Source organism: Embleya sp. NBC_00896 (genome assembly GCF_045207785.1).
Classification (GTDB): Bacteria; Actinomycetota; Actinomycetes; order Streptomycetales; family Streptomycetaceae; genus Embleya.
Genome location: NZ_CP108777.1, coordinates 1,392,907 through 1,419,667 on the forward strand (window position 1 = coordinate 1,392,907; position 26,761 = coordinate 1,419,667).

General features: G+C 72.3%; 27 protein-coding genes and 1 pseudogene. 12 read left to right on the forward strand and 16 right to left on the reverse strand.

Annotated elements, in window-relative coordinates; genetic code table 11:
• The first annotated feature begins 308 nt into the window (after positions 1–308).
• Positions 309–1,484, forward strand: a complete 1,176-nt coding sequence (locus OG928_RS39515; RefSeq protein ID WP_331766829.1) for a hypothetical protein — start codon at positions 309–311, stop codon at positions 1,482–1,484.
• A gap of 149 nt (positions 1,485–1,633) precedes the next feature.
• Positions 1,634–3,751, forward strand: coding sequence for a phosphocholine-specific phospholipase C (locus OG928_RS39520; protein WP_331766830.1), 2,118 nt, complete (start codon positions 1,634–1,636; stop codon positions 3,749–3,751).
• A gap of 150 nt (positions 3,752–3,901) precedes the next feature.
• Here the strand turns inward: OG928_RS39520 and OG928_RS39525 are convergent, their stop codons facing one another.
• Entirely contained in the window at positions 3,902–4,705 is an 804-nt protein-coding gene (locus tag OG928_RS39525) for an SDR family NAD(P)-dependent oxidoreductase (protein WP_331766831.1), read from the reverse strand.
• A gap of 179 nt (positions 4,706–4,884) precedes the next feature.
• Here OG928_RS39525 and OG928_RS39530 point away from each other — a divergent pair, with 179 nt between their 5' ends.
• Complete coding sequence (locus tag OG928_RS39530; protein ID WP_331766832.1) at positions 4,885–5,766, forward strand: LysR family transcriptional regulator; 882 nt, start codon at positions 4,885–4,887, stop codon at positions 5,764–5,766.
• 168 nt (positions 5,767–5,934) lie between these two features.
• Here OG928_RS39530 and OG928_RS39535 read toward each other — a convergent pair whose 3' ends face one another.
• Positions 5,935–6,699, reverse strand: a complete 765-nt coding sequence (locus OG928_RS39535) for an SDR family oxidoreductase (protein WP_331766833.1) — start codon at positions 6,697–6,699, stop codon at positions 5,935–5,937.
• Between the two features lie 68 nt (positions 6,700–6,767).
• Here OG928_RS39535 and OG928_RS39540 point away from each other — a divergent pair, with 68 nt between their 5' ends.
• On the forward strand, positions 6,768–7,400 hold the full coding sequence (locus OG928_RS39540; RefSeq protein WP_331766834.1) for a TetR family transcriptional regulator: 633 nt from the start codon (positions 6,768–6,770) through the stop codon (positions 7,398–7,400).
• A gap of 74 nt (positions 7,401–7,474) precedes the next feature.
• On the opposite strand, the gene OG928_RS39545 is transcribed toward OG928_RS39540, so the two are convergent.
• Positions 7,475–7,699 carry a YdeI/OmpD-associated family protein gene (locus OG928_RS39545; RefSeq protein ID WP_331766835.1) on the reverse strand — a complete coding sequence of 75 codons (225 nt, stop codon included), beginning with the start codon at positions 7,697–7,699 and terminating at the stop codon, positions 7,475–7,477.
• Here OG928_RS39545 and OG928_RS39550 point away from each other — a divergent pair.
• Positions 7,620–7,952: pseudogene (locus OG928_RS39550) on the forward strand (WYL domain-containing protein); the annotation flags it as partial. The gene OG928_RS39545 and the pseudogene OG928_RS39550 overlap by 80 nt on opposite strands.
• Before the next feature lie 101 nt (positions 7,953–8,053).
• Here OG928_RS39550 and OG928_RS39555 read toward each other — a convergent pair.
• Positions 8,054–8,257: a hypothetical protein gene (locus OG928_RS39555; RefSeq protein ID WP_331766836.1), complete on the reverse strand. Its 204-nt coding sequence runs from the start codon at positions 8,255–8,257 to the stop codon at positions 8,054–8,056.
• 111 nt (positions 8,258–8,368) lie between these two features.
• A complete protein-coding gene (locus tag OG928_RS39560) occupies positions 8,369–10,363 on the reverse strand; it encodes an ATP-binding cassette domain-containing protein (protein WP_331766837.1) in 1,995 nt (664 codons plus the stop codon).
• 458 nt (positions 10,364–10,821) lie between these two features.
• Here OG928_RS39560 and OG928_RS39565 point away from each other — a divergent pair, with 458 nt between their 5' ends.
• Positions 10,822–11,718 (forward strand): LysR family transcriptional regulator, encoded by an 897-nt coding sequence (locus tag OG928_RS39565; RefSeq protein ID WP_331766838.1) that lies wholly within the window; start codon positions 10,822–10,824, stop codon positions 11,716–11,718.
• 90 nt (positions 11,719–11,808) lie between these two features.
• Here OG928_RS39565 and OG928_RS39570 read toward each other — a convergent pair whose 3' ends face one another.
• The 6 genes from OG928_RS39570 to OG928_RS39595 form a co-directional block, all read right to left on the reverse strand.
• A complete protein-coding gene (locus OG928_RS39570) occupies positions 11,809–12,423 on the reverse strand; it encodes a fused DSP-PTPase phosphatase/NAD kinase-like protein (RefSeq protein ID WP_331768275.1) in 615 nt (204 codons plus the stop codon).
• 272 nt (positions 12,424–12,695) lie between these two features.
• Positions 12,696–13,604, reverse strand: coding sequence for a hypothetical protein (locus OG928_RS39575; protein WP_331766839.1), 909 nt, complete (start codon positions 13,602–13,604; stop codon positions 12,696–12,698).
• Positions 13,601–15,703: a PEP/pyruvate-binding domain-containing protein gene (locus OG928_RS39580; RefSeq protein ID WP_331766840.1), complete on the reverse strand. Its 2,103-nt coding sequence runs from the start codon at positions 15,701–15,703 to the stop codon at positions 13,601–13,603. Before OG928_RS39580 ends, OG928_RS39575 begins: the two co-directional genes overlap by 4 nt.
• Positions 15,704–16,008: 305 nt before the next feature.
• A complete protein-coding gene (locus OG928_RS39585) occupies positions 16,009–16,377 on the reverse strand; it encodes a zinc-binding dehydrogenase (RefSeq protein ID WP_331766841.1) in 369 nt (122 codons plus the stop codon).
• Positions 16,358–16,609, reverse strand: coding sequence for a helix-turn-helix transcriptional regulator (locus OG928_RS39590; protein ID WP_331766842.1), 252 nt, complete (start codon positions 16,607–16,609; stop codon positions 16,358–16,360). The genes OG928_RS39585 and OG928_RS39590 overlap by 20 nt, the downstream gene beginning before the upstream one ends.
• A complete protein-coding gene (locus tag OG928_RS39595) occupies positions 16,603–17,031 on the reverse strand; it encodes a hypothetical protein (RefSeq protein ID WP_406291593.1) in 429 nt (142 codons plus the stop codon). Before OG928_RS39595 ends, OG928_RS39590 begins: the two co-directional genes overlap by 7 nt.
• Before the next feature lie 229 nt (positions 17,032–17,260).
• Between OG928_RS39595 and OG928_RS39600 the strand changes: the two genes are divergently transcribed.
• The 5 genes from OG928_RS39600 to OG928_RS39620 all read left to right on the forward strand — a co-directional run bounded on the left by OG928_RS39600 (position 17,261) and on the right by OG928_RS39620 (position 21,227).
• A complete protein-coding gene (locus OG928_RS39600; protein ID WP_331766844.1) occupies positions 17,261–17,812 on the forward strand; it encodes a HutD family protein in 552 nt (183 codons plus the stop codon).
• Positions 17,813–17,933: 121 nt separating this feature from the next.
• Positions 17,934–18,359, forward strand: coding sequence for an OsmC family protein (locus OG928_RS39605; protein ID WP_331768276.1), 426 nt, complete (start codon positions 17,934–17,936; stop codon positions 18,357–18,359).
• Positions 18,360–18,549: 190 nt separating this feature from the next.
• Positions 18,550–19,848 carry an amidohydrolase family protein gene (locus OG928_RS39610; RefSeq protein ID WP_331766845.1) on the forward strand — a complete coding sequence of 433 codons (1,299 nt, stop codon included), beginning with the start codon at positions 18,550–18,552 and terminating at the stop codon, positions 19,846–19,848.
• A gap of 81 nt (positions 19,849–19,929) precedes the next feature.
• Entirely contained in the window at positions 19,930–20,712 is a 783-nt protein-coding gene (locus OG928_RS39615; RefSeq protein ID WP_331766846.1) for a helix-turn-helix domain-containing protein, read from the forward strand.
• A gap of 47 nt (positions 20,713–20,759) precedes the next feature.
• A complete protein-coding gene (locus OG928_RS39620; protein ID WP_331766847.1) occupies positions 20,760–21,227 on the forward strand; it encodes a DUF3291 domain-containing protein in 468 nt (155 codons plus the stop codon).
• 22 nt (positions 21,228–21,249) lie between these two features.
• Here the strand turns inward: OG928_RS39620 and OG928_RS39625 are convergent, their stop codons facing one another.
• On the reverse strand, positions 21,250–22,176 hold the full coding sequence (locus tag OG928_RS39625; RefSeq protein WP_331766848.1) for a helix-turn-helix transcriptional regulator: 927 nt from the start codon (positions 22,174–22,176) through the stop codon (positions 21,250–21,252).
• Positions 22,177–22,628: 452 nt separating this feature from the next.
• Between OG928_RS39625 and OG928_RS39630 the strand changes: the two genes are divergently transcribed.
• Entirely contained in the window at positions 22,629–23,690 is a 1,062-nt protein-coding gene (locus OG928_RS39630) for an alkene reductase (RefSeq protein ID WP_406291594.1), read from the forward strand.
• 92 nt (positions 23,691–23,782) lie between these two features.
• Here OG928_RS39630 and OG928_RS39635 read toward each other — a convergent pair whose 3' ends face one another.
• From OG928_RS39635 to OG928_RS39650, 4 genes are all read right to left on the reverse strand, one after another.
• Complete coding sequence (locus OG928_RS39635; protein ID WP_331766850.1) at positions 23,783–24,181, reverse strand: zinc-binding dehydrogenase; 399 nt, start codon at positions 24,179–24,181, stop codon at positions 23,783–23,785.
• A 95-nt stretch (positions 24,182–24,276) separates the two neighbouring features.
• Complete coding sequence (locus OG928_RS39640; protein WP_331766851.1) at positions 24,277–24,801, reverse strand: nuclear transport factor 2 family protein; 525 nt, start codon at positions 24,799–24,801, stop codon at positions 24,277–24,279.
• A 142-nt stretch (positions 24,802–24,943) separates the two neighbouring features.
• Complete coding sequence (locus OG928_RS39645) at positions 24,944–25,870, reverse strand: hypothetical protein (protein WP_331766852.1); 927 nt, start codon at positions 25,868–25,870, stop codon at positions 24,944–24,946.
• 16 nt (positions 25,871–25,886) lie between these two features.
• Positions 25,887–26,522 carry a SigE family RNA polymerase sigma factor gene (locus OG928_RS39650; protein WP_406291595.1) on the reverse strand — a complete coding sequence of 212 codons (636 nt, stop codon included), beginning with the start codon at positions 26,520–26,522 and terminating at the stop codon, positions 25,887–25,889.
• Between the last annotated feature and the right edge of the window lie 239 nt (positions 26,523–26,761).

Sequence of the window (26,761 nt, forward strand, 5' to 3'; positions counted from 1 at the left end):
GTTGTTCGCCGCCGCCGCGGCGGCGGGACAGACCCTCACCCTCAGGGAGTTGGCGGGTCTCGCGGGGCCCAACGGGCGCACGATCGGGTCACGGAGCGCGATGAGCATCGCCACGGACCTGGTCGACAGCGGCCTGGTGGCCCTGTCGCCGGCCCTGGCCGCGGTCGGGCTGGACGGGCCGATCGAGGTGTCCGTCGCCGGCGGCGCGGCGGGCCGGCCGGTCCTGCCGCGACCGACCGCGCCGACCATGCCGGAGCTGCGCGAGCCGCAGGCACCGCGGGAGGCGCGGGCAGCGCTCGAAGCGGACGATGCGCACGAACCGCGTGCAGCCGCCCCGATACGGCGGAGCAGGCGCCGCGGAGGAGGCCGGCAAGGCGCAGGCCCCGCAGGAGGCCCGCGGGCCGCGCAAGGAGCGCGAGCCGAAGCTGCCGCGCGACACCGGCCAGGCGGGCCTGAAGCGGTTCGGCGTGCTGACCGTGCCGCCCGGCCTGCCGCAGCCGCTGTTGGCCGAACTCACCGCGATCGTCGACGGGTTCCGCGCCCACCAGGCAGCGGGCGTGTCGGACCTGACCGTCGTCGCCGAGTTGACCAAGCGCAAGGCCGCCGCGCTCGCCGAGTGGGCCGACGCGCCGTATCCGCTGGGCACCAGCCTCGTGCGGGCGGAGGCCGATCGCGCGCGGAAGGCGTACGACACGACGCTTCGGCAGTTGGCCCAGCAGCGCGGCGTCCCCTGGGACAGCGCGCGCCCCGGCGCGGCGCCGGGCGGGCACTGGCCGGTGAGCGGGCTCGGCGAGCCGGTGCGCGGCGCGCTCGGCCACATCGGCCGGACCGCGCCCGGCACCGCTCCCGTCGCCCGACTGCTCGCGCTGGTCTGCCTGCTGCGCGGGGTCGGCTCCGGCACGGCCAATCTGACCGGCCCCGACCTGCGGATCGTGTGCGGCAAGGAGGCGGCGGTCGCGGTCGGCGAGTTGACCGCGTCCGGGTGGCTCACGGTCGACCCCGAGGACCTGCTGGAGACCGAGGAGGAGCCGGTCGGCTGCGGCATCCCCGGCGCCGAGGGCTTCACTCTCGGTAAGCTGCCGCGGACCCGGTCCTCGGGCTGGGTGGCGAAACTGATCGCGCACAAGAAGCTCCGCAAGCAGCCCGCACACGTCCGGCTCGCCGCGCTCGGCGTCACCGCGCACTCCGACCAGACCGGCGACGCCCGCCCGCCGATCGCCTTCCTCACCGACCTCACCGCGACCGACGACGTCGCCGGCACGGCCGAGGCGCTGGTCGAGGTGGGCTGGCTGACCGAGGCCACGATCGAGGACGACGTGCTGCGCGCGCGGATCGCGCCGGACGCGCTGATCTTCGTCGAGGCACTGCGCACGAACACGCCGGTGCAGACCCTCCTGGCCGCCGCGAAGGCCGCCGCGGCCGAGGCGAGCGAGGCAAACGAGGCGAGCGAGGCAAACGGGCCGGTGGCGGCGGAGCCGGTCTGACGCACGCGGTCGACGCGGCCCGCCCACCGCGCCGGCGGATGTTCGCCTGCCCGTCACCCGCGATCCGCCCGCCGGACGGGCTGGGACCGATGGACTGCGGACGACCGGACCTCCGCCCGGTCGTCCGCAGCTCCGCGAAAGGGCACTTCGTGTCGGCCTCCCCTCAGTCCCCCTCCGGCTCCGGCGTATCGCGCCGCAGGCTCTTCCAACTCGGCGCCGGCGGCGCGGGACTCGCCGTCGCCGGTTCGCTGCTGCCGCCTTCCGTACAGCAGGCCCTCGCGTCGCCGCCCCGGCGCGGCGGCCTCAAGGCGATCAAGCACGTGGTCGTGCTCGTGCAGGAGAACCGGTCGTTCGACCACTACTACGGCACGCTGCGCGGGGTTCGCGGCTTCGGCGACCGCAACGCCATCAGGCTGCGCGACGGCCGCAGCGTGTTCGAGCAGCCCGGCGGCCCCGGCGGCCACGTGCTGCCGTTCCCGGTGCGCAAGGCCGCGCAGGACGCGTCCAAGGACCTCCAGTACATCGGCGACCTCCCCCATGGCTGGACCGACGGCCACAAGGCCTTGAACGACGGCTGGAACGACGGCTGGATCGGCGCCAAGACGCCGGCCACGATGGCCCACTACGACCGCGTCGACCTGCCCTTCCACTACGAACTGGCCGACACGTTCACGATCTGCGACGCGTACCACTGCGCGCTGCCGTCGTCGACCTCGCCCAACCGCAACTACCTGGTGAGCGGCTACACCGGCTTCGAACCCGGCAGCACGACCCAGCGCGCGATCAGCAACGCCGCGTACTCCGAGGACAGCCACGCGGGCTACTCCTGGAGCACCTACGCCGAGGAGTTGGAGCGCGCGGGCCGGTCGTGGAAGGTGTACCAGGAGTGGGACAACTACCAGGACAACAACCTGGAGTTCTACGTCTCGTTCAAGCGGATCGCGCGCAAGGCGCTGGCCGCCGCCGGCGACTTCAAGAGCCTCGACTCCTTCTACGGCAAGCTGGCCGGACTGCCCGCGGCCGAGCAGGACGTCATGCTGGCCAAGCTTGAGCAGGGCGTCGCCGGGCTGCCGGCCGCCGAGCGGTCGTTGTACGAGCGCGGCCTGCGCCGCGGCCGGCCGCAGTCGCTCGCCGCTTCGCTGCGCGCCGACATCGACGCGGGCACGCTGCCCGAGGTGTCGTACCTGGTGCCGTCCGCGGCCGACTCCGAGCACCCGGGCGCGTCGTCGCCGGCCGCGAGCGCGACCATCACCTACCAGGTGCTGGACGCGATCGCGTCCAACCGCGAGGTCTGGGACTCGACCGTCGTGCTGCTCACGTTCGACGAGAACGACGGCTTCTTCGACCACGTGCCGACGCCGCGCCCGCCGGAGGAGGTCACGGACGAGTACTTCGACGGCAAGCCGATCGGCTTCGGCGCGCGGGTGCCGATGGTGGTCGTGTCGCCGTGGACCGTCGGCGGCTACGTCTCCTCGGAGACGTTCGACCACACCTCGGTGACCCGATTCCTGGAGACCTGGACGGGGGTTCGCGCCCCCGACATCAGCAACTGGCGACGCACCGTGTCCGGTGACATGACCGGCGTCTTCGACTTCGACCGCGCCCGCCGCTCGCAGGTACCGCCGCGCCCCGCGCCGGCGCCGGCGTTCACGTCGCGGTGGAGGCCCGCGCCGCCGGCGACCCAGAAGCTGCCCGAGCCCGAGCGCGGTCGCCGCCCGGCCCGGGCGCTGCCGTACCAGCCGGACGCGTGGGCCCGCCTGGACGCGGCCGCGCGCACGCTCACGCTGAACCTCGCCAACGCCGGCCGCTCCAGCGCGCACCTGCAACTGTTCCCCTACTCGGGCGATTTGGCCAAGCCGAAGCACTACGACGTGCAGGGCCGGCGCACGGACGCGATCGCGCTCAAGGGCGACCGCTACGACCTGACGCTGGTGGGCCCGAACGGCTTCCGCCGCGAGTTCGCCGGCAGCACCACCGGCGCGGCGGCGACCGCCGAGGTGTCCTCCCGGATCCGCGCGACGGGTCGCGTCCTGGACCTCGAACTGACCAACCACGGCCGCGAGACGGTGACGTTCAAGCTCACCGCCAACGGCTACGGCCGCGACCGCACGGTCACCGTGCGCCCCGGGCGCGACCAATCGGTGAACTGGTCCACGGCCGGAGACGACGGCTGGTACGACGTGACGATCACCCTCCAGGGCACCGACGGCTTCACCCGCAGGCTGGCCGGCCACATCGAGAACGGCCGAGAGAGCGTAAGCGGCTGACGCGTAGGGTCGACCGCCCACGGCGGCGACCCGGACGCGGCCCGACGGTCTTCCCCACCGTCGGGCCGCGTCCGTCTTCCGTTTGCCGTCGGCCATCGGGAGGCGCGCCGAGGGATCGAGCGGTTCCGGGTCGGGGCGGTCCGGCCGGGGTCAGGCGTGGAAGGGGATGGCGGTCCGGTTTCGGACCAGTTGGGCGTACGGGGTGCGCGACCCCGGGGGGAGGGTGGCCAGGCGCAGTACGTCGGCCGCGGCTCGGGTGGGGTCCGCGTCCCGGTCGGTGGGAGGGACGCACGCGGCGTTGACGACGATGTCGCGACGTACCGCCTCCGCACCGAGGTCGCGAGCCAGTATCTTGACCGCGGCCACCCTGCCGATCATGGACGGTACGTCGATCCACGCCGGCCAACCCTCGGCCGCCGCGCGACCGTCCTCCACCGCCCGCACGTAGTCGTCCATGACCGCGGCCAGATCGTCCAGGGTCGCGTGCTCGACGTCGAAGCGCGGCCGCAGCCGGTGCGGGATGTGCCGCAGGCCGCCGAGGACGCCGGTCACCAGGACGAACCGCGCGCCGTCGTCGAGCAGCGGCGCGAACGCGTCGATCAGCCGGTGGGTGCCGTGGTTGTTGGCGTCCACGAACGCGCGGACCTGGTCCTGGTTGCGTACCCCGAGCTCGATCCGCGAGGCGGCACCGGCGATCAGGATGTCGACGCCGCCGTGCCGGTCCGCGACCGTGTCGGCGAGTGCCCGGGCGCTCGCCGCGTCGCCCAGTTCGAACGGTTCCAGGCGTGGCGCGAGCCCTTCACGGCGCAGCAGGTCGACGGCCTGCCGGCCCCGATCCGGGTCGCGGGCGGTCAGGTAGACGACGCCGTCGTCGCCGAGCCGGCGGCACAACCCGCGCACCAGCGCGAGCCCCAGCACTCCGGTCCCACCGGTGACGATGGCGGTTTTGGGCATGGCTTCCCCCGTTTCCGTACTCGTTGAGGTGTCGGGAACGCGGGCCGATCCGGCGCCCCCGGCATGTGTCCACCCTCGGTCAGGGGCCGCCGCCCGAACAACGGCGAAGGCTGCAACAATCGGTAACACGTGGGTTATGGGTGCCGGCGGGGCAACGGGCGGCGGAGGGCAGCGGGCGGATGGAACTGCGGGACATCGAGATTTTCCTGGTGTTGGCCGAGGAACTGCACTTCGGCCGCACCGCCGAGCGGCTGCTGATCTCCTCGGCACGTGTCAGCCAGGCCATCAAGGCCCAGGAACGCCGGATCGGCGCACCGCTGTTCGAGCGAACCAGCCGGCGGGTGGCGCTGACCCCGATAGGGCTCCAACTGCGCGAGGACCTGGCGGCCGGCTACCAGCGCATCCAGGACGGGATCGAGCGCGCCACGGCGGCGGCCCGCGGCCTGAGCGGAGTGCTGCGCCTGGGCACGATGGACGCGACGCTGGCCGAGATCCCGGAGATCGTCGAGTCCTTCCGGACCCGGCACCCCGACTGCGAGTTGCGGATCCGCGAGGCGCATCTCGGCGACCCCTTCGGGCTGCTGCGCAGCGGTCAGGTCGATCTGCAACTCGTATGGCTGCCGGTGGAGGAGCCCGACCTGACGGTGGGTCCGGTCGTGCTCACCGAGCCGCTGGTGCTCGCGGTGTCGGCCCGGCACGAGTTCGCGCGGCGCGAGTCGATATCGCTGGAAGACCTGGCGGTCGGGCCGGTGTTCCGTACCGACGACTCGGTCCCGGCCTACTGGGCCGAGGCGATCAACCCGGCGCAGACGCCCAGCGGCAAGCCGATCCCGCGCGGTCCCGCCAGTACGACGGCCCACGAGACGCTGGCGACCATCGCCGCCGGACTGGGCATCTCGCCGGTCCCCCGGCACGCGACCAAGTACTTCTCGCGCGGCGACATCGCGTACGTTCCCATCCACGACTCCCCCGACCTCGAATGGGGGCTGGTCTGGCGCACCGCCGGCCAAACCCCGCTCGCCCGCGCCTTCGTACAGGCTGCCGTCGACACCCTTGCCTAGGGAGTGGCCGGGCGCCGGCCGGGTCGCGGGACAGGCACCGATCGGTGCGTGATCCGGGCGGGATGGCCGACGGCTCCGGCGCGGTGGTGATCTCGGTGGACTGCCGGCGGTCCCCCGAGAATCGGTTCAGCCACCATCGAGTAGCGAATTCTTGTCGGCGACCCGCGATCAGGCGCGCGGGCCGAGGAACAGGCCGCCACTTGCGTCGATGACCTGACCGGTGATCCAGCGCGCGGCGTCGGAGGCGAGGAACGCGACCACGTCGGCGACGTCGTCGGGCCCGCCCAGCCGATCCAGCGCCGTCGCGCCGGCGATGAGTTCGGCCAGGCCCGGCGCTTCGAAGGACGATCCGTTGGTCGCCGTCCGGGTGGCGCCGGGAGCAACCGCGTTCACCGTGATTCCTCGGACGCCGAGCTCGTTGGCCAAGGTCATGCTCATCGTCTCGACCGCGCCCTTCGTCATGGCGAAGGACGTCTGGGCGGGGTTGGCCATCCGGGTCGCCACGGACGAGATCGTGATGATGCGGCCACCGTCGCGGAGCAGTGGCAACGCTCGCTGGATGATGAAGTACGGCGCTCGCACGTTCACCGCGAAGAGGTGGTCGAACTGCGTCCGCGTCGTGACTCCGAGCGGGCCGGCGGGCGCGGCCGCCGCGTTGTTCACGAGGATGTCGAGCGGCCGCCCGGCCAGGCCGGCCTCGACTCCCGCGAAGAGCGTCTCGACGTCGTCGTCCACGCCCAGTTCCGCCCCGACGGCGAGCGCGGTTCCACCGGTTCGTTCGATCGCGTCGACCGTCGCCTTCGCACCGTCCTCGTCCGTGCCGAAGTGCACGATGACCATTGCCCCCAGCGCCGCCAGCCGCGCCGCGATCGCCTGCCCGATGCCGCGCGATGCTCCGGTCACAAGGGCCGTCCTGCCGGTCGGATCACTCATGCCGAACCCCCCGATCTGTTAGTTGCTACCAATCTGTTAGTGACTACCACTGCGGTAGTGTCTATCACATGCCCGACCAGCACTCAACGTTGCGAGCGCAACGGCGATCCGAGACGCAGCGCGTGATTCAGGCGCACGCGGTACGGCTGTTCACCGAGCGCGGATACGACGCCACGACCGTGAACGACGTCGCCGAAGCCGCGGGCGTGTCGCCCATGACCGTCTATCGGCACTTCCCCACGAAGGAGGACCTCGTCCTCTTCGACCAGAACGGCAGGCTCGTCGCCGATCGGATCCTCGCCTCGTCCGCCGAGCAGCCCCTGGTCCACCGCATCGGCCGCGCGCTCGTCGACTCGGCCACGACGTTGACCGGTGGCGGCCACGGAGACGGCCCGACGGCGAACGAGCGGTTCCTGCTTGCCCGCCTCCGGCTCATGATCTCGACGCCGGCCTTGCGGGCCAGGCACCTGGACAACCACTACGCCCTTCAGCAGGCGATCGTCGACGCCCTCGGGGACGAGGCCACCGACCCCGAAGCGGCGTTCCACGCCCAAGTGGCGGCAAGTGCCTGCCTGGCCGCCATGCACACGGCATTGGTGCGCTGGGCCGCGGACGACGGACGCACCGAGCTGCCCGACCTGATCGCCAAGGCACTCGCAGCCGCCTTCGGCGACCCCGTCGACACCGTCCCGAACGCGTGAGAAGGAGTGCCGTGCTCGCCGCATGCCGACCACTGCCCGACCTACCGGGCTAAGGGTGGCGCGACGATCGGCTTTCACCGGGTCGACAGGTCCGAGATCGCCTTCGCCAGGCGGGAGGCCCGCCCGGCCGGGGTCCTGGCCTTCAACAGCGGCAGGATGATCCGGTAGCGGGCGGTCTTGTCGAGCGCCTCGAAGCGTGCGGCGGCCTCCGGGTGGGCCGCCGAGCGCCCGGACGACTTCACCCTCGCCACCGCGTGGCAACAGGTCGTCGGCGAGGTGGAGAAGCGGCGTTCGCGCACCTGGGCGACCGTGCTCGTCGAGGCCCGGTTCGTGCCGGTGCTGCGCGACCACTTCGGGCGGCACTGCCACACCGACGGCGAGCTCGACCGCGGGCGCGCCCGGGTCCGCGTCGCCGCACCGACCCCGTTGGACATCGCCCGGCACCTCGCCGGCTGGGGCGCGACGATCGAGGTGGTCGAACCACGATCCGTCCAGGCCGAACTGGCCCGGATCGGCACCGAGCTTGTCGACCGCTATGCCGACGAACGCTGACGTGCGGTCGGCGGTCCGCTACGACCCGAGAAGGCTCACACGGTGCGCTCTCCCGCCCGCCGCCACGGCCCGCTTCTCCGGCGCCGGTCGACGCGGACCGCTCACAGTGCCGCCACGTCGGCGACGGCGACGTGCACGTTCACCGATCTGGTGCCCCCGAGCAGGCCGGGGAGCGTGAACCGCACGTCCAACCGCCCGTCGAAAAGGTGGGCCACCACGATGCCCTCCGACCCCAGCGGCACCGCTTGGGTGAGACCGCTGCCGATGCTCTTGACCGCCTTGACCTTCGTCCCGACATCCACCATGACGTCCCCTGTCGTTGGTTGGCACGAATACCGCCATTCCATGGGCCGGGCCGGCCGGACCCGCCCCGGCCCACGGAACGACGGCACTTCACCGGCTCGACGAAGCGCGGCTCACAGCCGGGTGTCGGATTCGGCGCCGCGGTCCTGTTGGAGTCGCCACAACTCGGCGAACAATCCCCCCTGATCGGCGATGAGTTCGCCGAACGTGCCGCGCTGGACCACCCGGCCGGCCGCCATCACGACGATCTCGTCCGCGACCGCGACGTTGGCGAGGCGGTGGGTGACCAGGACGACGGCGCTGTCCCGGGCGATGTCGCGCAGGCCGGCGAAGATCCGGTGCTCGGCCCGCGGATCCAGGGCGGAGGTGGGTTCGTCCAGACAGATCAGGCCCGGTTCGCCGTACAGGGCACGGGCGATGCCGAATCGCTGCCACTGGCCCACGGACGGGTCGGTGCCACCCCACCACTCCCGGGCGAGCAGCGTGCCCAGGCCGCGCGGCAGCCCGGCGACGACGTCGTCGGCACCCGACGCGGCCGCGGCGCGCCGCACGGCGTCGGCGTCATCGCCGCGCGGTTGCCCGAGGTTGATGTTCAGGCGTGCCGACAGCGGCCAGCGGGCGATCTCCTGGGGAACATAGCCCAGGTGGGACCAGGCGGCGTGCGGATCCAGGTCGCCCACGTCGTCGCCGTTCCAGGTGACCCGGCCCTCGTGGGACAGGTACAGGCCGCACAGCAGCCGGGACAGCGTGGACTTGCCGGAGCCGTTCTCCCCGACGAGGGCGAGGATCCGACCCTTGCGGACCTCCAGGTCGACGCCGTCCACGGCGGGGGTGGCCTTGCCGGGGTAGTTGTACGTCACCTGCTCCGCGCGTACCACCACGGGTGGTTCCGGAACGAGCGTGCCGCGCCGCATCGCGTGGCCACCGGCCTCGTCGAGGAACCGCGCCCAGTCGTCGAGGTACAGGCCGACGCTGTACAACCGGCTGCCGGAGACGACCAGGCCGCCGAGCGCCGTGCCGACCGTGCGCAGCGCGATCACGGCGGTGCCCGCGGCGGCGACCGACATCCGGCCGCTGGACAGCAGGTACGCGAGCGCGCCCCACACCAGGCTCGCGGCCAGGCCGCCGACGGCGGCGCCGACGAGACCGATCTTGGCCGTGCTCCAGGCCCCGGCCTGGGTGACGCGCTGCACGCGTTCCGCGGCGACCGAGTACCGACCCAGCAGATACGGCGCCATCGTCGAGGCGCGGACCTGGTCGGCCCAGCGTTGGTCGGAGATGTGCCAACGCAGCATGCTGAGCAGGCGCCGCTCGTCCTGGGTCCGGAGCGTGGTCAGGTACTCGACCCGGGCCCCGCGCACCGCGGCCACCCCGCGCGGCAGCGCGCCGAGCAGGAGCAGCGGAAGCAGCAGTGGGTGCAGGACGGTGAGCACGGACGCGGCGGCGATCAGCGAGGCGCAGGAGGCGAGCACGTCCTGCGACTGCGGCATCAGCCCGCGCATCGACTGCATGCCGCGGTCGGCCGCGTCCCACCGGTCCTGGTAGCCGGGGTGGTTGTAGGCGGCCAACTCCGCCTGGGAGGCCGCCTGGAGGAGAAGCCATTCCGATTCACGGGACAGGCGCGGGGTCACCCGAGCGGACAGGCCCACGACGGCGATCCCCAGGACCGCGCGCAGCCCCACCGCGGAGGCGAGGAGGACGATCGAAGGCAGGGCGTCGCGCAGGCGGTCGGCGACGTCCCCGGACGAAATGAGCGCGGTGATCGTCCCCGTGATCGCGAGCAGGCCGCCCGCTTCGAGGAGCCCGGCGAGCACCTGACACACCAACAAGGCGGCCAGCGCGCGGGGATCGGCCTTCCACGCCAGGCGCATGGCGCGCATGATCAGCCGGGGCAGGCGGGCCGCCATCGCCCTGGTGGTGATCCTCGTCAGCGCGACATCGGTGTCGCGTCCCGCCGGTTTGAACGCCAGTTCCTGGTCCGGGGGTTCGCCCGTCCTCGGCTTGCCCGACGCGTCGGTGGCGGATTGACGGGGGATGCCGTCGGACCCGGGTTTCGAGCGCGGCGTGCGCGGCGAAGCGGGGTCTTCCCCGATGGCTTTCGTGGTCATTACGGAGCCTCCTGCATCGTGCGGACGGGGCCGCTCGGGAGAGCGTCCGCTCATGCTTGTGGGCTGTACCCCGACCCGGCAGAGCGCACGGATGTAGGAGCAAGGCGCGGGGCCGGCGAAGGCACCTCGAACGGGCGCTCGACCAAACGTGTCGCTGCCGGGCACGAGCGGACGGTTCCCGAGGAGGACTCGGCAAAGTCCGTGCTTTCGTCGCCGTCGCTCGCGCGCGCCGGGCGCACGCGGGAGACCGGGCGCTCGCGGGAAGCCGGGCCGTCGTCGCGCTGTCGGCGAAGGACCCGGGCCGAGCGGGCGCCCGGTGTCGAATTCCGCGCGGCGACATGCTGGGCGCCCGCGATCGGGCTGCGGGATCGGGGGCGCCAGGACCGGGGGCTGCCGCGATCGATCGACGAGCGCCGGTCTATCGTCGTTGAGCCGAACTAAACGATGCCGGGAGTGCCGTGGAACGCTATGAGATCGAGGCATTCCTGGTCCTCGCGGAGGAACTGCACTTCGGAGCCACCGCGGCGCGGCTTCATCTCACCACCGGCAGGGTGAGCCAGATCATCCAGAAGCTGGAGCGGCGGATCGGCGCCCTCCTCTTCGACCGGACCAGCCGCCGGGTCGCGTTGACCACGATCGGTCTCCGGTTCCGGGACGACCTGCTTCCGGGTCACCGGCAGATTCAACTGGCCCTGGAGCGCGCCGTGATGGCCGCCCGAGGCTTCGACGGCGCCTTCCGCGTCGGGTACGCCGGGGCGGCGGCCGGGCAGTTCGTCCTGAAGGTCAGCCGCGTCTTCGGCGAGCGACACCCGACGTCGCGGATCGAGATCTGCGAGCTCCAGATGAACAGCTCCTTCTCGGGCCTGCGCGACCACTCCACCGAGATGGTCCTCAACAGCCGCCCCGTCGTCGAACCCGATCTGGTCACCGGCCCCACCCTGTGGTCCGAACCGCGATACCTGGCCGTCCCCATCCGTCATCCGCTGGCCGCGAAGGGCGAGGTCGGCCTGGAGGACCTGGCCGACATCACCCTCATCCGCATGCCGGAGAACGGTCCGCCCTCCATCACCGAAGACCGCGTTCCGTCGCACACCCCGAGCGGCAGGCCCATCGCCCACGGCCCCAGGGCCGCCACCTTCCCCGAGGCCCTGGCCCTCGTGGGCGCGGAGGTCGGCGCCTTCACGGCCGGCGCCCAGGTGACGCGCTTCTACCTGCGACCGGATGTCGCCTACATCCCGTTCACCGACGCGAACCCCCTCGAATGGGGCTTCATCTGGCGTATGTCGCACGAAACCGAACGCATCCGAGCGTTCAACGCCCTGGCCGTGGACATCGCCCGCTCACCCGCCGCCTGACACCCGTCCCCCGGCAGCCGGGTGAGCACGGACGCCCGGACGGCCCGCGCCCGCCTCTCGGCGGCCGGTGTACGAACCCGACGGGTCCGACTACAGCGACGCCTTGATGCGGCGCGGTGCGTCGAGGATGCGGCTGATGATCTGGATCAGGATCGGCGGCTGGTCGCTGCCGTTCCGGTCGTTGCCGAGGATGTAGTAGACCTGCTCGACCGAGGGCGGCCCGACGGCCAGTGCCTGCCGCGCGGCCTCGCTCGGCGTGGCCGCGCCGGTGCGTACCGTGTAGGCGGCGGTCATGGCGCCGGTGCGGCCGACGCCGGCACCGCAGTGCACGAACACCGGTCCGTCGGAGGCGCGCACGACCCGCAGGAACTCGTCGACCTGAGCCTCGGTGGGGGTCTGCCCGTCCCGGATCGGAAGTCGCACCAGGGTCAGCCCCGCCTGCGCCGGTCGGTCCAGGTCGGCCTGCGACATCTTCTCCGCGCGCAGGTCCACGACCGTGCGCACGCCCCGGTCGGCGAGCTCGTGGTATCCGGCGACGCCCGGCGCGGAACCGCGCCACAGCTTGTCGTCGACCTGCTTGACGTGGTTCATGCCCGCGACCGCGTTTCCGGCGGACTCGCCCTGCTGGGCAACCGCGTGCGCCCCGAGCATGCCCAGGACGGAAACCAGCCAGATCACGCCGTACGCGAGCACGCAGACGAGCACGTACTTCAACGCTCGCCGCACCCCGCGCCGACGACGCGCGGAAGGCGCGGTCGCAGGAGACGAGGGAGACGAAGCGGACGGGGCATCGGGGGCGGAAGGAATGAGGACCGAGGGTCCGGACAAGGGGAATCACCGTCGAAGCAGGCGGGCGGTGGACAACGTACCGGGCGCTTGTGAACCGACGGGACGTACTGACCAGGTTAACCGATCGACCTCAAGATATTTAGTGCCTATCGCAATTTAATGGTCATTAGGCCCATATCGCCCCACTTTCATCGCACGGGCGGAACCTGACCCTCGCCCAGGATCTCCGCGCGAGCGTGGAAGGCGCTCGTGTCCAGCAGGCAACCGCGCAGGCGCATCATGTCCGGCTCGGCGAGCGCCGGCCGCACGACGCCCACCCATACGTCGGCGTCGAGCCGGCCGAGCGCCGAGTACTCGGGGCGGGCCCCGGTGGAGCTGCGGCAGCCCTCCCACAGCTCACGCGCGGCCACCTCGCGCGCGATGTCGCGTTCCTCACGCGAGATCACCCGGAAGACGACCGTGCTGGCGACCGACTCGGGCACCCCCTGGGCCCGGCTCTCGGTGGCGTCCGCCAGGCGGTCGACGACCAGAGCGAGCAGGATCACCGCGAGCACCGAGCCGGCCACCAGCGCCACCGCGCGCACACGGCGGGCGGGTGCGACCGCCGGCAGGTCCTCCAGTTGCACTTCGGCGCCCAGGGCCGTGTCGGACGGTGCGTTCAGCGCCGTCAACCGACCGGCAAGCATCCCCGCCGAGACCGGGCGCCCGATCAGCCGGGCGATCCGCTGGATCACCCAGGCGACGCCGGAGAGCACGACGCCCGCGGCCAGCAGGACCGGGACGAACACGTGGTGCGTGTCGCGCGTACCCAGGTGCTCGGTGTCGAGCCAGCGGAACCGCCCCTCCACGTCCGGCCCGGGTGCCTGCCCCAACCGTCGCCTGGCCTCCTCGGTGCGGGTGTCGGCCTCGCCCAGGAGCCGCTCCAGGCGCGCGATGCGGGTGAGCAGCATGGTCGCGACGACCAGGATCTCGACGATCACGAACAGCAACAGGCAGAAGATCGCGCGGTTCCACTCCCACCGGTACAGGTAGACCACCGCGTAGCACGCGGACGCGGCGCCGGCGAGGCCGCCGAACAGATACCCCACGTATCTCACGCGACCGCCCCCTTCCCGGGGCCCGCGCCGTTCCCACCCGTCCCGCCACGCGCACGGTCCCCGGCCGCCTCGGCCAGGCCGGTCACCAGGCCGGTGGCGCCGTCCACGGTGAGTGCGGTCCCGGGTACGAAGCGGTCCACGGCACCGCCCACGCCGACGGCGGTGGGCACACGGTGTTCCCGCGCGAGTACGGCCAGGTGCGACAGCGGACTCCCGGTCTCGGACACCAGTCCGGCCAGGCCCGGCAACAGAGCCGCGAGCGCGGGGTCGAGCACCCGCACGACCAGCACCGCGCGCGCGGGCCGCGGGCCCTCGCCGTCCCACACCGTGCCCGTGCCCGTACCCCCGCCCGCACCCTGCCCACCGGCACCGCCGCCCGGTCGGTTCGGCTCCGCGACGGGCCGGCCCGCGACCAGGCGGAACTCGGCGGGCAGCGGTGGGCGCTCCGGCCGGGGCACCCGAACGGACAGGTCGGCCGGCAGGTCGACGCCGTCGGCCGCGGCGACGAGTTCGCTCCAGCGCAGCAACGCGACGTCGGCCGGGTCGTCGAGGAGATGCGCCGCCGCGAGCCGGACGGCGAATTCGCGCACCATGCCCACCTGCATCTCCTGCACCCAGCGGATCCGCAGCCGCAGACCCTCCCGAACCGGCAGCGTGCCCACCCCACGCGGCACTCCCGTCCAGCCCGTGCGTGCGGGAAGCCCGTGCGAACGGTGGAGTGAGGGCGGCACCAGCGCCAGCAGGACCGGCCGACCCGCCATCAGATCCGCGTCGGAGCCGCCCGCCGCGCGCCCCTCGGACAGCACGGCCAAGGCCTCGCCGGCGACCGTGATGCCCGAGCCGCCGCCCAGGAGTGCCCCGGCCAGCGCCTCCTGCGCGTGCAGGGCCGACAGGGCCCGGCGGCCCCAGGACGCGGCGGACACGAGCCGGCCGCCGAGCATCTCGCCCGGGGCCGGGTACTCGGCGAGTCGGCGATCCACGTCCGCCATCAGGTCCAGTGCGAGCAGGGGCAACGCCGAGCGCAGCCGCCCCACCCGCCACGCGGCGCCGGCCGCGCGGGCGCCGGGCGCGGGGTTGAGGACGTCGAGGACCCGGTGCGGGGAAGGAACGGCGCCCAGCAGCCGCAGGTCGGCCACGGCCCGTCCGTCGACGGTGCGCACGAGCGGGACCGCGCGCAGCCGGCGCCTCGGCGCCGCCCCCGTGAGGTCGAGGGCGACCGCCAGGCCGTGGGCCATCGGCGCCACCCACAGGTCCTCCTCCAGCGGTTGGAGCACCTCCGGCAGGGTCTCGGCCACCGGCCCGGGTCCGAGCAGACGCGCCCCACGCGCCGGCCGGGCGGCCATCGCGGTGATCGGCCGGGACTGGAACAGCCACAGCCGATCGTCGTCGTCGAAGCCGAACTCCATGTCCTGTGGGGCCCCGAACAGGCGCCGGGTCCGCCGGGCGAGCGCCACCAGGCGCAACAGCCGCCGCGTACCCAAAACGTGCCTGCGACGCGGCTCGGCGGGCCGGGTGTGCAGTCGCCGGCCGTACCGGGTGAGCTGGTAGCGGACACCCTCGGTCCGGCCGTCCACGAGCCGTGCGGGGCTGCCCGGCACGGCGCTGATCAGAATGCGGTCGTCGCGGCCCTCGACGGGATCCGCCCCGAACATCACCCCGCCCGCGACCGGGCGCGCCATCGGCTGGATCAGGACGGCCATGTCGTCGGCGCCGCCGGCCACCGCATCGACGCGGTGGGCGGAGTCGAGGACGACGCGCACGGCCGCGGTGAAGTCGTCCCAGCCCCGTACGTCCGCGACCGTGGCGAACTGCCCGGCCATCGAGGAGTGCGTGGTGTCCTCGTGCGCCGAGGAGGAGCGGACGATCAGCGGCCGCGTGCCGTCGCCTGCCAGCGCCGCCCAGGCCCGACGCAGTTCCTCCTCGCCGTGGGGCGCGTCGGGTGCGTGTGTGGCCGGGACGACCACGAATCCCGGGAGGACGGGCAGTCCGGCCGCGGCGGCGCGGGCCAGTTGGGCGGCCTTGCCGCCGGTCAGTCGCGCGTCGCCGGCCCGCTCGGCGTCGAGCGACACGACGGCGAGCCGGTCGGCGTCGATCGCCATGTCCGGCTCCTTCCGCCGCCGGGGCGCGAACCGCGGTGCGCGGGCCGCGAGGTCCGAGGCCGCGGGGTCGGGGCCGCGCGGGCGACAAAGGCTCTCCCGGGCACGCGGCCGACGACGAATCGTGTGGCGTCCCGATATTCCAGGATCGCTCCCGCCCCGCCCACAGGCAATCCGGCGCGGCCCCGAGTCACCGCCGCGGGCCGCGTGACGGTGGGCGCGACCGACCCGACGGCATCCTGGTGATCGGCGTGGTCAGCCCTCGGTCGTCAGCCCTCGGTCGTCAGCCCTCGGTGGTCAGTCCTCGGTCAGCCCTCGTCGGAGTCTCGAAGGGTGATGACGACCTTGCCGCGTGCGTGCCCCTCGTGCACGTACCGGATGGCTTCGGGGACCTCGTCGAGCGAAAACGTGCGGTCGATGACCGGTACGACCTTGCCCTCCTCGACGACCTGCCGCAGGAACTCGAGGTCGTCCGCGCGTTCCTTCCGGATCATCCCCCGCAGCCGCTGACCCACGAACGGGGACAGCAGCAGCGCCCGGAGCGTGCGATCGGTGCCGCCGAGCCACCGCCCGCCACCCTCGCCGCCGATGATGACAAGCCAATGTCCTCGATCTCCAGGACATCGGCCGAGCCGTACGTGTCTTGAACGATTGCCTTCACGGTGTCTCCCCTGCACGGTCCGGATCCGCGTGCGGATCCGGGTACTGGAACACTTCGTCGAGCGGCACCCTGAACACCCGGGCGATCTGGAACGCCATCTCCAAGGAAGGCGAGTAGCGGCCCTGCTCGATGGCGATGACGGTCTGGCGGGTCACACCGACGCGGTTGGCCAGGTCGGCCTGGGTCATCTCGCCGTGCGCGAAGCGCAGGGCCCGGATCGCGTTGGTGACCCTGGTCGGCTTCACCACGGCTGAAAACCCCGTCGGTAGGCGAAGATCCGGGCGACGGAGCCGAGGATCGCAGACAGCGCGAACGCCAGGTAGATCGCGTTGGCGATCCAGAAGTGGTCCACCTCGGCAAGCGACATGCCCAGTGCCGCCACGCCGCCGATCACGACGAACGATTGGCCGACGTGCTCGCCGAACCGGCCGATCTCCCGGTCGCGATGGTCCTTCTTGTTGGCGTCCCCGGGTCCGGCGACCGCGACCACGACCTCGAGCACGATCGCCGCCAGGATCGCGGCGCCGATGGTCCACAGCAGCGTCGCTACATAGGACACCTCGGCGAGGGGCGTGTCGCCCGCTCGCCCGAGGACGATCGCGAGGTAGGCCGCGTACGTGCCGACCGTGACCACCGCCATGATCCACGCACGCTTCTCTTCGAACGCCACACTCGCTCCCATGTAAAACAAACCTGACATCGGCGAAGGTAAAACAACACTGACATCGTGTCAAACATTCTTGACTTCGCTCTGCGGCGCGCGCCCCGGCCGACATGCCCGTGCCCGGGCACTCCGCCTCGGCCCACGCGCGTGTCCGCGGGCCCGACCGCGCCCCTATCCTGGTCTCCCCGGGCCGGACGGACCGGGCCCGAGTGCCGAGGACCTTCCAGCAAGAGGCGTGCGTGTGAACTTTTTCGATGTCGAGACGCTGCCGGTCAGCCCCTGGCGCAACGGCGGTGGCGAAACCCGGGAAATCGCCTGCGGGACGTCGGACACGGGCGACTTCCCGTGGCGTGCCAGCATCGCCACGATCGCCCAGGACGGGCCGTTCTCCGCCTTCCCGGGCATCGACCGTTCGATCACGCTCCTGACGGGCGACGGCGTACGCCTGTTCGATGCCGGGTCGCTCGACCACACGCTGGAGGCCGGCGAACCGTTCGCGTTCTCCGGCGATGTGGCGCTGCGAGCCACGCTGCTGGGCGGCAGCAGCCGGGACTTCAACATCATGACGCGGCGCGGGCAGTGGGCGGCGCGCGTACAACGCGTCACCGCGCCGGTGGCGCTGCCCACCGGGCACGCCGGGGTGGTGTACGTGATGCACGGCGACTGGCACTGCGAACAGGCGTTGCGGCCCGGCCAGGGCGCGTGGTGGGAGAACGGCGCCGGCGGCGAACTGGCACCGCTGACGGCGGGCGCGGTCGCGCTGTGGGCGGACATCCATCCGCTGTAGCGGTCCTCGCGGACGCACGCGTGTGCGCGACTCGCCGGGCAAGTGGCTTTTCGATCCGGTCGGTTGCGGGACGATGGACCCGCTGTTCCAGGAACTGTTCCCGCACAGGAGGTATGCCATCGTGGCTACGACGCGCACCGCACACACGGTCTGGGAAGGCGAGCTGCTCAAGGGCAGCGGAATCGTCACGTTCGACTCGTCGGGCATCGGGGACTTCCCGGTCTCCTGGCCCGCGCGCGCCGAGCAGGCCAACGGCAAGACCAGCCCCGAGGAGCTGATCGCGGGCGCCCACTCCAGCTGCTACTCGATGGCGCTCTCGCACGGCCTGGCCGGGGCGGGCACGCCGCCCACCCGCCTGGAGACCAGGGCCGAGGTCACCTTCCAGCCCGGCGAGGGCATCACCGGCATCCACCTCACCGTCCGCGGCGAGGTGCCCGGCCTGGACAAGGACGGCTTCGCCGCGGCGGCCGAGGACGCCAAGAAGAACTGCCCCGTCAGCCAGGCGCTCACCGGCACCACCATCACCCTGACCGCCGAACTCGTCTGACCCGGGCGGCGTCCGGGTGGGCACGCGCCCACCCGGACGCGGTCTCGCGCGCCGCCCCGCGCCGGCGGTGACCGGCGTGGGCGCCGCCCGCTCCACCCGGTGGCCCTTGTCTCCTCCCGGCACCTCTGTCATACATGTCTGCACGTCGCACCTGACGCGGTGTCAGGTACGGAACGGAGGAGAGGCTGCCGTGACTCGTCTGGTGCTGACCGGTGCGAACCTGCTCGACGGAACGAACGCCGCCGTCGCCGACCGGACAGTGGTGGTCGAGGGCGAGCGGATCACCGCCGTCGGCGCCGAGCGCCCCGCGCCTCGGGACGGTGACGTGCTCGTCGACCTGGCCGGGCGTAGCGTCATGCCCGGCATGTTCACGTGCCACTTCCACGCGACCTACCACGAGCTCGGCTCGAAGCCGAACACCCCGTACGGCAACGAGTATCCGCCCTCCTACCAGGCACTGATCGCCGCCGGGAACCTGCGCACCGCGCTCGAACTCGGCTACACCGGCGTGGTCGGCGCCGGCGGCTCGAACGACGTCGAGGGCGGCGTCAAGCGCGCGATCGAGGACGGGCTGATCCGCGGGCCGCGGTTTTGGGCGTCCTCGCGCGAGCTGTCCACGACGGGGCACTCCAACGACGGCGTCCCGTGGCACTGGGGCATGGGCGCGTCCGGCGCGGTGCGGCTGTGCGACGGGGCGGAGAGCTTCCGGCTCGGCGTCCGCGAGGAGATCAAGCGCGGCGCCGACGTCATCAAGCTCTTCGTGACCGGCGGCCACGGCACCACCGCGCCCAAGGACCGGATCGAGATGAGCCGCGCGGAACTGGCCGCCGCGATCGAGGCGGCCCACCAACGCGGCGTGCTGATCCGCGCGCACCTGGTCAACAAGCCCGCGATCATGATGGCCCTCGAACTCGGCATCGACATCGTCGACCACTGCGACGAGATGGACGACGAGGTGATCGCCGCACTGGTGGAGACCGGCGCGTTCGTGGTCCCCTCGCTGCACTTCCCGAAGCACTTCCTCGGCTTCATGGGCTCGGGCTCGGGCTCGGGCTCGGGCTCCCGCTCGGGGGCAGGCTCGCGCTCCGGCTCCGGCGCGCGCCTGGGCTTCGCCGCCGACGCGATCCGGGCCGACCTGAACCACATGTACGCGATGATCCCGAAGGCCCAGGCCGCCGGCGTCCGGTTCGTCCTCGGCGACGACTACGGCGCGATCGGCTTCCCGCACGGCATGTACGGGGCCGAACTGCGCCTGTACACCGAGCACGCCGGCGTGACCCCGCTCGACGTGATCCGCTGGGCCACCCGCAACGGCGCCGAGCTGGCCCGGCGGGGCACGGACCTGGGCACGGTCGAAGCCGGCCGGCTCGCCGACCTGCTCATCCTCGACGGCGACCCCACCATCGACATCGGCGTCCTGGCCGACCGCCCGCCGCTCGCGGTGCTCAAGGGCGGCGAGGTCGTCGCCGGCACCCTGCCCGGCACCTGACCCTCCCCCGGCGACCCGCGGCGCGTCCGACGGCGGTATCCGGCCGGCCGTCGGGCGAATCCGCTCGCCTACACTCCGGTTGTGTCCGATCTTTCGTCCTCCTCCCCATCCGACGACGGCGCGCTCGACGCGGTCGGAGTGCTCGCCGATCCGGTGCGGCGTGCGCTGTACCGATACGTGGCCGCGGCCGGGACCGCGGTCGGACGGGCCGAGGCCGCCGAGGCGACCGGGATCCAGCGCACGCTCGCGGCGTTCCACCTGGACAAGCTGGTCGAGGCGCGATTGCTCGACACCGAGTTCGCGCGGCCGGCGGGCAAGGGCGGACCCGGCGCCGGGCGGCCGGCGAAGTTGTACCGGCGCAGCGCGGTCGAGACGAGCGTGACGCTGCCACCACGCGCGTACGACACGGCAGGCCACATCCTGGCGGACGCGGTCGAGCGGGCCGGGGCGGATCGCGCGGTCCACGCGGCCGCGCACGACACCGGGCGCGCCGCCGGGATGGGCCTGGCGCCGTCGTTGGCGGGCGAGGACGAGCGCGCGAGGGTGCTCGCGGCGCTGGAGGCACGCGGCTACGAGCCGACCGGCGAGCCCTCCGACGCGGACCGGATCCTGTTGCGGAACTGTCCCTTCCACCAGCTCGCCGAGGACTTCCCGCCACTCGTGTGCGGCATGAACCTGGCGCTCCTGGAGGGCCTCCTCGAAGGCGTCGACGCGCCGTGTCATCGGGCCAGGCTCGACTCGGTCCCCGGGCGGTGCTGCGTGGTCGTCGAGCGCACCGAGCACGACCCGGACACCGGACGGAGCCCGGGACCGGAGCGGATCCCGGAGCCGGGAGCGGAGACCGACGGTCCGCGCGTTCTCTAAAAACAATTCTCGTTGACATATTCATCGCGACCTGGTGAGGTGATCCCATGCCTTCGACACACCACATCGCCCAGTTCAACGTCGCCCGGATGCTCGCCCCCCTGGAAACCGCCACCATGGCGGACTTCGTCGCCGGTCTCGACCCGATCAACGAACTCGCGGACGATGCGCCGGGCTTTGTCTGGCGGATGAAGGGCGAAGACGAGGGCGTCGCCGAGGCGACCGACGTCCGGCCGTACGACGCCGACACCATCGTGACCATGTCGGTGTGGGAAGACGCCGAACTGCTCTGGCAGTTCGTCTACCGCAGCGGCCACCTGGAATACCTGCGCCGCCGCCAGGACTGGTTCGAGCACCTCGCCGACATGTCCCAGGTGCTGTGGTGGCTGCCCATCGGCACCGTCCCCACCGTCACCGAGGGCAAGGCCCGCCTCGACCACCTGCGCGAACACGGCCCCACCCCATACGCCTTCACCTTCCGCACCCGCTTCCCGCAACCGGCCGAGGCGGCCTGACCAGGGAGCGGCCGGCCCCGCCTCATGGCCGCTGGAGAAGGACCTCCGCCGTGGTCGCGTCCGCGCCCCACCGGGCCGGCAGCCGCAGGTTCTCCGCCGCCGCGGAGCCCGACTGGACATGGTGGGTGATCAGCGACTGCTCGTAGTCGTCGGGCAGCCGGAACGACTCGAAGGACAGGGTGAGGTCGCCCACCAGCGGATGATGCAGACGCTGGACGCCGTGGTTCTTCTCCTTGACGTCGTGCCTGGCCCACAGGCGGCGGAACTCCTCGCTCTTCACCGAGAGTTCGCCCACCAGCGCCGACAACTGCGGATCGTCCGGATGGCAGCCCGCGTCCAGACGCAGCGCGCCCACGACGTCGGCCGCCTTCGACTCCCAGTCCACGAACAGTCGGCGCTGGTCGGGCCGCAGGAACACCAGTCGCGCCCAGTTGCGCTCCCGGGCCGGCAATCGATCCCAGTCGCCGAAGACGGCCGCCGCCATCGGGTTCCAGGCGAGGATGTCCGAGCGCCGCCCCACGATGTACGCGGGCACGCCGTCCATGGCGGCCAACAACTCCCGGAGCGGGGCCCGCACCTGCTGCTGTTGCGGCGGCGGGGAGTACCTCCTCCGCTGCCGGCACTTGACCAGATGGGTGAGGTGGGCGTGCTCGGCGTGCGTCAGCCGCAGGGCACCCGCGAGCGCGTCGAGCACCTCGGCCGACACGTTGGGGCCCCTGCCCTGCTCGAGCCGGGTGAGGTAGGCGACCGACACGGCGGAGAGCTGGGCCAGTTCCTCGCGGCGCAGCCCCGGCACGCGCCGGTGCCGCCCGGAGGCCGGCAACCCGACGTCCTCCGGCCTGAGCCGGGCCCGGCGGCTGCGCAGGAACTCGCCGATCTCGGCCTGCGGATCGAGCGGTCGCCCGCCGCCGGGATCCGCCGCCTCCTCGGTACCAGGGCGATCGTCCATGGCGCCCATTATCTGTGGTCGTACGTCCACGAGCGCGGACGAGACTGACCCTGGCAGTAGTAGGACCACCGGTCGTAAGCGCAGCGGGGCTCTGGGCGACCCCGCTTCGCTGCGGCACGCTCGTCCCCAGCGCCCCGATCGGGATCTCGGCGGGGCGCCGACCACGAACCGGGGAGAGACTGCCGATGAGCACCGCCGCCGCCCAGGAGGCCCAGGACGCCCACCCCGCCGACGCGGCGCCGGCCGACCAGGCACCGCCGGAACGCACGACCCCTCGCGCCCAACGCGACGGCCGGGCGGCGACCGCCGAGGAGCCGGAGGTGCCGGTCCGGACCGGACCGGCCGGGTCCGACCCCGGGGGTCCGACCGCGTCTTCGCACCGAACACCGACAGTCCCTGCCGACCGCGCTCACGACAGGCGCACGCCTGTCGCCACGAACCGATGGAGCACCGTGCACTCCCCCCTGCTGGAGCCCTACCGCGGCCCCGCCCTCCACCTGCCCAACCGGGCGGCGATGGCCCCGATGACCCGCTCCCGCGCCGACGACGCCACCGGTGTCCCCACGCCGATCATGACCGAGTACTACACCCAGCGTGCCGCCGCCGGCCTGATCGTCAGCGAGGGAATCTGGCCGCACCGCCTCGGCAAGGGCGGCCCCGGCGTCCCCGGCCTGACCGAACCGGCCCACGTCGAAGGCTGGCGCCGGACGACACGCGCCGTGCACGCCGCCGGCGGCCGCATCTTCGCCCAGCTGTGGCACGTGGGCCGCGTCAGCCACCCCGACATCCTCGGCGGAGACCGCCCGGTCGCCCCCTCGGCCGCGGCGATCTCGCACGGCCGGGTCTTCACCGCCTCCGGTGCCAAGGACCACGTCGTCCCGCGTGCGATGTCCGCGAGCGAGGTCGTCGAGGCGGTCGAGGCCCACGCCGCGGCCGCCCGCAACGCCGTCGACGCCGGCTTCGACGGGGTCGAGATCAACGGCGCCTACGGCTACCTCATCGCCCAGTTCCTGTCCGACAACGCCAACCTGCGCACCGACGGCTACTCCGACCGCGTCCGCTTCGCGATCGAGGTCGTCGAAGCCGTCGCCGCCGCGATCGGGGCCGACCGGACCGGGTTGCGCGTCTCCCCCGGCAATCCGCTCAACGACATCGTCGAGTCCGATCCCGCCCCGCGCTACCACCGACTGTTGGGCGCGCTGGACGGCATGGGCCTGGCATACCTGCACGTGTTGCAGTCCGGAAAGTACGCCGCCCTGGCGGACCTGCGCCCCCGCTGGAGGGGCACCCTGATGGCCGGCTACGACGGCCCCGAGCCCGGCGGTCGGGAACAGGCCGAGCAGGCACTGCGCGCCGACCTCGCCGACGTCTACGCCTTCGGACGGCTGTACCTGGCCAACCCGGATCTGCCACAGCGCATCGCCGCCGACGCCCCGCTCAACCCGCTCCGCGAGAACGGCATATACGGGGGCGACGCGGAAGGGTACCTGGACTACCCCACCCTCAACGGGTAGCGGCGATCGACGATCGGCGATCACGCCCTCGCCGCCGCCCGACACACGGCGACACGCACACCGGCGGGCAGGGGACCGGCCATTCCCGCTACCTACGGCACCGTCACCACGACCTTGCCGAACGGGCCGCCGTCGCGCAGGTACCGGTACGCCTCCGCCGCCTCCTCGAAGCCGAAGACACGGTCGATCACCGGGTGGATGGCGTGCTCCGTCAGCGCGTCGTTGAGGCGCTCGAAGCTCGTCCGACTGCCCACCGCCAACCGCTGTACGGAAAAGAACCGCCCATTGAACAGATTCGCGTCGAACGAGGCCCCGCCCGAAGGGAAGGCACCGACCAACGAGATCTGACCGTTGAAGCCGATCGACGCGACCGACTTGGCGATCGTCGGCGCACCGACCGCCTCCAGGACGACACTGCGCGTCCGACACTGTCCTCGCCCTCGCTTCCGTACGTCTCTTCCCCACCGACCGCGCACGATCCCCCGAGCCACCCCGGGGGCCGCCGCCTGCTGCCGATCAGGACACTACGGAGCCCACACACACCCGGAATCGGTAGCGAGTACGTACTTCACCGCGCGACTATCGGTCACGCCACGCCCAGTGCCGCGTCCACCGCCTTGGTGTCCCAATAGAACGGCCGGATCTCCACGATCAGCCCGTCCCGAACCGTCATCATCTGCATGAGCCACGTCTCCAGCACGTGCCCCGTCGAACGCGCCGTCAGCCGTGCTCGGTTCAGGATCACGACCGTGTCGCCGTCGACCACGAACCGCTGCTCCAGGAACTCGAACTCCCGCCACGCCTCGCTCAGCGCGGCCACGAAGTCCTCGATGCCGCTCGGGCCGTGCCGCTCGCCGCCATACGGGAGCCCCGGTGCCTGGTACATGACCACATCCGGGGAGAGACAGGCGGCGAGGTCGGCGAAACTCGCCTTGCCCCTGCCACCGCCCTCGACGTAGACGGCTTCGGCCGCGAAGAAGGTCTCCAAAACGGACAGCGCGGACGGGGCAGACGTGGCGGACGCGACGGGCGGAGCGGGCGGAGCGGGCGGAGCGTCGGACTCTTGCGGTGTGGTGGTCACACTCTCAGTGGTCACACTCTCGGTGGTCATCCTTCGATGCTGCCGCCCCGCCCGCGCCTCCGCCGGCGGCAATCGGCCATCGCGTTCCGCACGTTCCGCATGTTCGGAACGCGCCGCACCCCACGAACCACCCCGGATTCCCGCACGCCCGACCGCACCCGCGCCGGGACGGCTACCGTCCGGCCGGCGGCACCGTCTCCGACCTCACCGAAGCCACCAACCCTTCCGGCCCGCACTCGGCGGTTCGGAACAGGACCCGGCACTCCGCGGGATCGCCGTACTTCCACGGGAACGGCCCGTCCCTGCGCGCCCCGGACGGATCGACGGTGACCGCCCTCGTCTCGATCTCCGGCCCGACCGGCGCGTCCGGGAAAATCGCCGTGTAGCCCTTGTCGTTCGCCACACCGGTGCCGATCAGGCGGTTGGTCGTCCGGTCGTACAACTCGACGGTCGAACCGGGCGGTGCCCAGGTCTCCCACACGGCCCGGCCGACCTCCAGGATCAACCAGGAAGCATCACCCGCCCGTTCGACCGGGATCGCCGGGTGGCTGCGCTGCCCATAGCTCGTCTCGACGAAGTCGACAGTGTCGGCCCCTCGGTTGATCCGCAGCACGACCCCGGTCGCGCCGGACTGGAACGTGCCTCGCCACATCACCCGAAAGCCCAGTCCGTCGCTGCCGTGTGCCCAGTAGTCCACCTGGCACACGATGCTTTCCAGCAACTTCCTCTCGGCCGAGTCGCGACCCTTGCTCGGTCCGTAATCCTTGATTGCCCGCGCCAACAATGCCTTCGTGGCGCCGGTCGGCATGGATCGCCCGTGCGAATCCGTCTTGCAACTGCTCCACGGAGCCCGCCGATCACTCGCGGGCGAGCCCTCCCCGAGCGGCGCGCCGTAGGACGTGAAGGCGATGCCGCCGGCGACGGCGATCGTCGCGACCCCCGCCGCACACGCCGCCAGGCTCCGCCGACGGGCGCGCCTGATGTCCCGCCGCAGGCTCGCGTACACCGAGTGGGCGGGCTCGACCGTGTCCGCGTGCGCCTGGAGGGTCGCCATCAGACGCGTGACGACCGGGTCCGACACAGTGCCGTTGTCATCCATTTTCGCTCCTCGTCGGTCAGGTGTGTGCGGCGGTCCGCACGAACGCGGACCCGGACGCGGTGGTGCCGGCGGTCGGTTCGGGGGAATCGGGCGACTCCGCCGACTCGGGCGGTTCCGGACCGAGCGCGGCGCGCAACTGGGCCAGGCCACGCGAGTGTTGGCTCTTCACGGTGCCGACCGGGCTGCCGAGGATGCGTGCGACCTCCACCTCGGGCAGGTCCTCGTAGTAGCGAAGGACCAGCACCGCCCGCGTACGCGGCGACAGCGTCGCCAACGCGGCCCACATGTCGGTGTGCAACTCGACCAGGGCATGCGCGTTGCGTCCCGCCCACTCCGGCAGCTCGGCCCGACTCTGCTCGCGCGAGGACTTGCGCCGCCACCACGAATTGTGAAGATTGACCACGACCCGCCGCGTGTACGCCTCGGCACCCACGCTCCGATCGATCCGGCGCCACCGCTTGTAGACCCGTATCAGCGCGGTCTGCACGAGGTCCTCGGCGCGGTGGTGATCGCCCGTGAGCAGGTAGGCGGTCCGCAACAACCGAGTCCGCGCACCGAGCACGAACTCCTTGAACTCGGCCTCGTCCCCGTCGCTGCCCGGTCTCTCCGCTTTGCCGTGCGTCTGCTCGCGGTGCCTCTCGGCCCTGTCCATCCGCTCCCCGTTCCGCCGCGCGTTGAATGCTTGTCGCCTGTAGTAGCCCGCGAGCAGGCACAAAGGTTGCACTCCCGCCCACCTTCTTCGCGGGAGCCCACGGGAAGCCGACAACCGGCAATCCCCGTTGCCTTCGCGGGCCGCTCCTCGACCGTGCGGCCCGGCTCGGCGGGCAGGAGGAAACCCGGATCCACCGGGCAGTTCCGCCGGACGACCATGGTCCGCCCGACAAACCGATC

Coding starts and splice junctions, on each gene's coding strand:
- OG928_RS39515 (WP_331766829.1), top strand. CDS start 309: ATGCGCACGAACCGCGTGCAGCCGCCCCGATACGGCGGAGCAGGCGCC.
- OG928_RS39525 (WP_331766831.1), bottom strand. CDS start 4,705: ATGCCCAAAACCGCCATCGTCACCGGTGGGACCGGAGTGCTGGGGCTC.
- OG928_RS39530 (WP_331766832.1), top strand. CDS start 4,885: ATGGAACTGCGGGACATCGAGATTTTCCTGGTGTTGGCCGAGGAACTG.
- OG928_RS39535 (WP_331766833.1), bottom strand. CDS start 6,699: ATGAGTGATCCGACCGGCAGGACGGCCCTTGTGACCGGAGCATCGCGC.
- OG928_RS39540 (WP_331766834.1), top strand. CDS start 6,768: ATGCCCGACCAGCACTCAACGTTGCGAGCGCAACGGCGATCCGAGACG.
- OG928_RS39555 (WP_331766836.1), bottom strand. CDS start 8,257: ATGGTGGATGTCGGGACGAAGGTCAAGGCGGTCAAGAGCATCGGCAGC.
- OG928_RS39560 (WP_331766837.1), bottom strand. CDS start 10,363: ATGACCACGAAAGCCATCGGGGAAGACCCCGCTTCGCCGCGCACGCCG.
- OG928_RS39580 (WP_331766840.1), bottom strand. CDS start 15,703: ATGGCGATCGACGCCGACCGGCTCGCCGTCGTGTCGCTCGACGCCGAG.
- OG928_RS39620 (WP_331766847.1), top strand. CDS start 20,760: ATGCCTTCGACACACCACATCGCCCAGTTCAACGTCGCCCGGATGCTC.
- OG928_RS39625 (WP_331766848.1), bottom strand. CDS start 22,176: ATGGACGATCGCCCTGGTACCGAGGAGGCGGCGGATCCCGGCGGCGGG.
- OG928_RS39640 (WP_331766851.1), bottom strand. CDS start 24,801: ATGACCACCGAGAGTGTGACCACTGAGAGTGTGACCACCACACCGCAA.
- OG928_RS39645 (WP_331766852.1), bottom strand. CDS start 25,870: ATGGATGACAACGGCACTGTGTCGGACCCGGTCGTCACGCGTCTGATG.
- OG928_RS39650 (WP_406291595.1), bottom strand. CDS start 26,522: ATGGACAGGGCCGAGAGGCACCGCGAGCAGACGCACGGCAAAGCGGAG.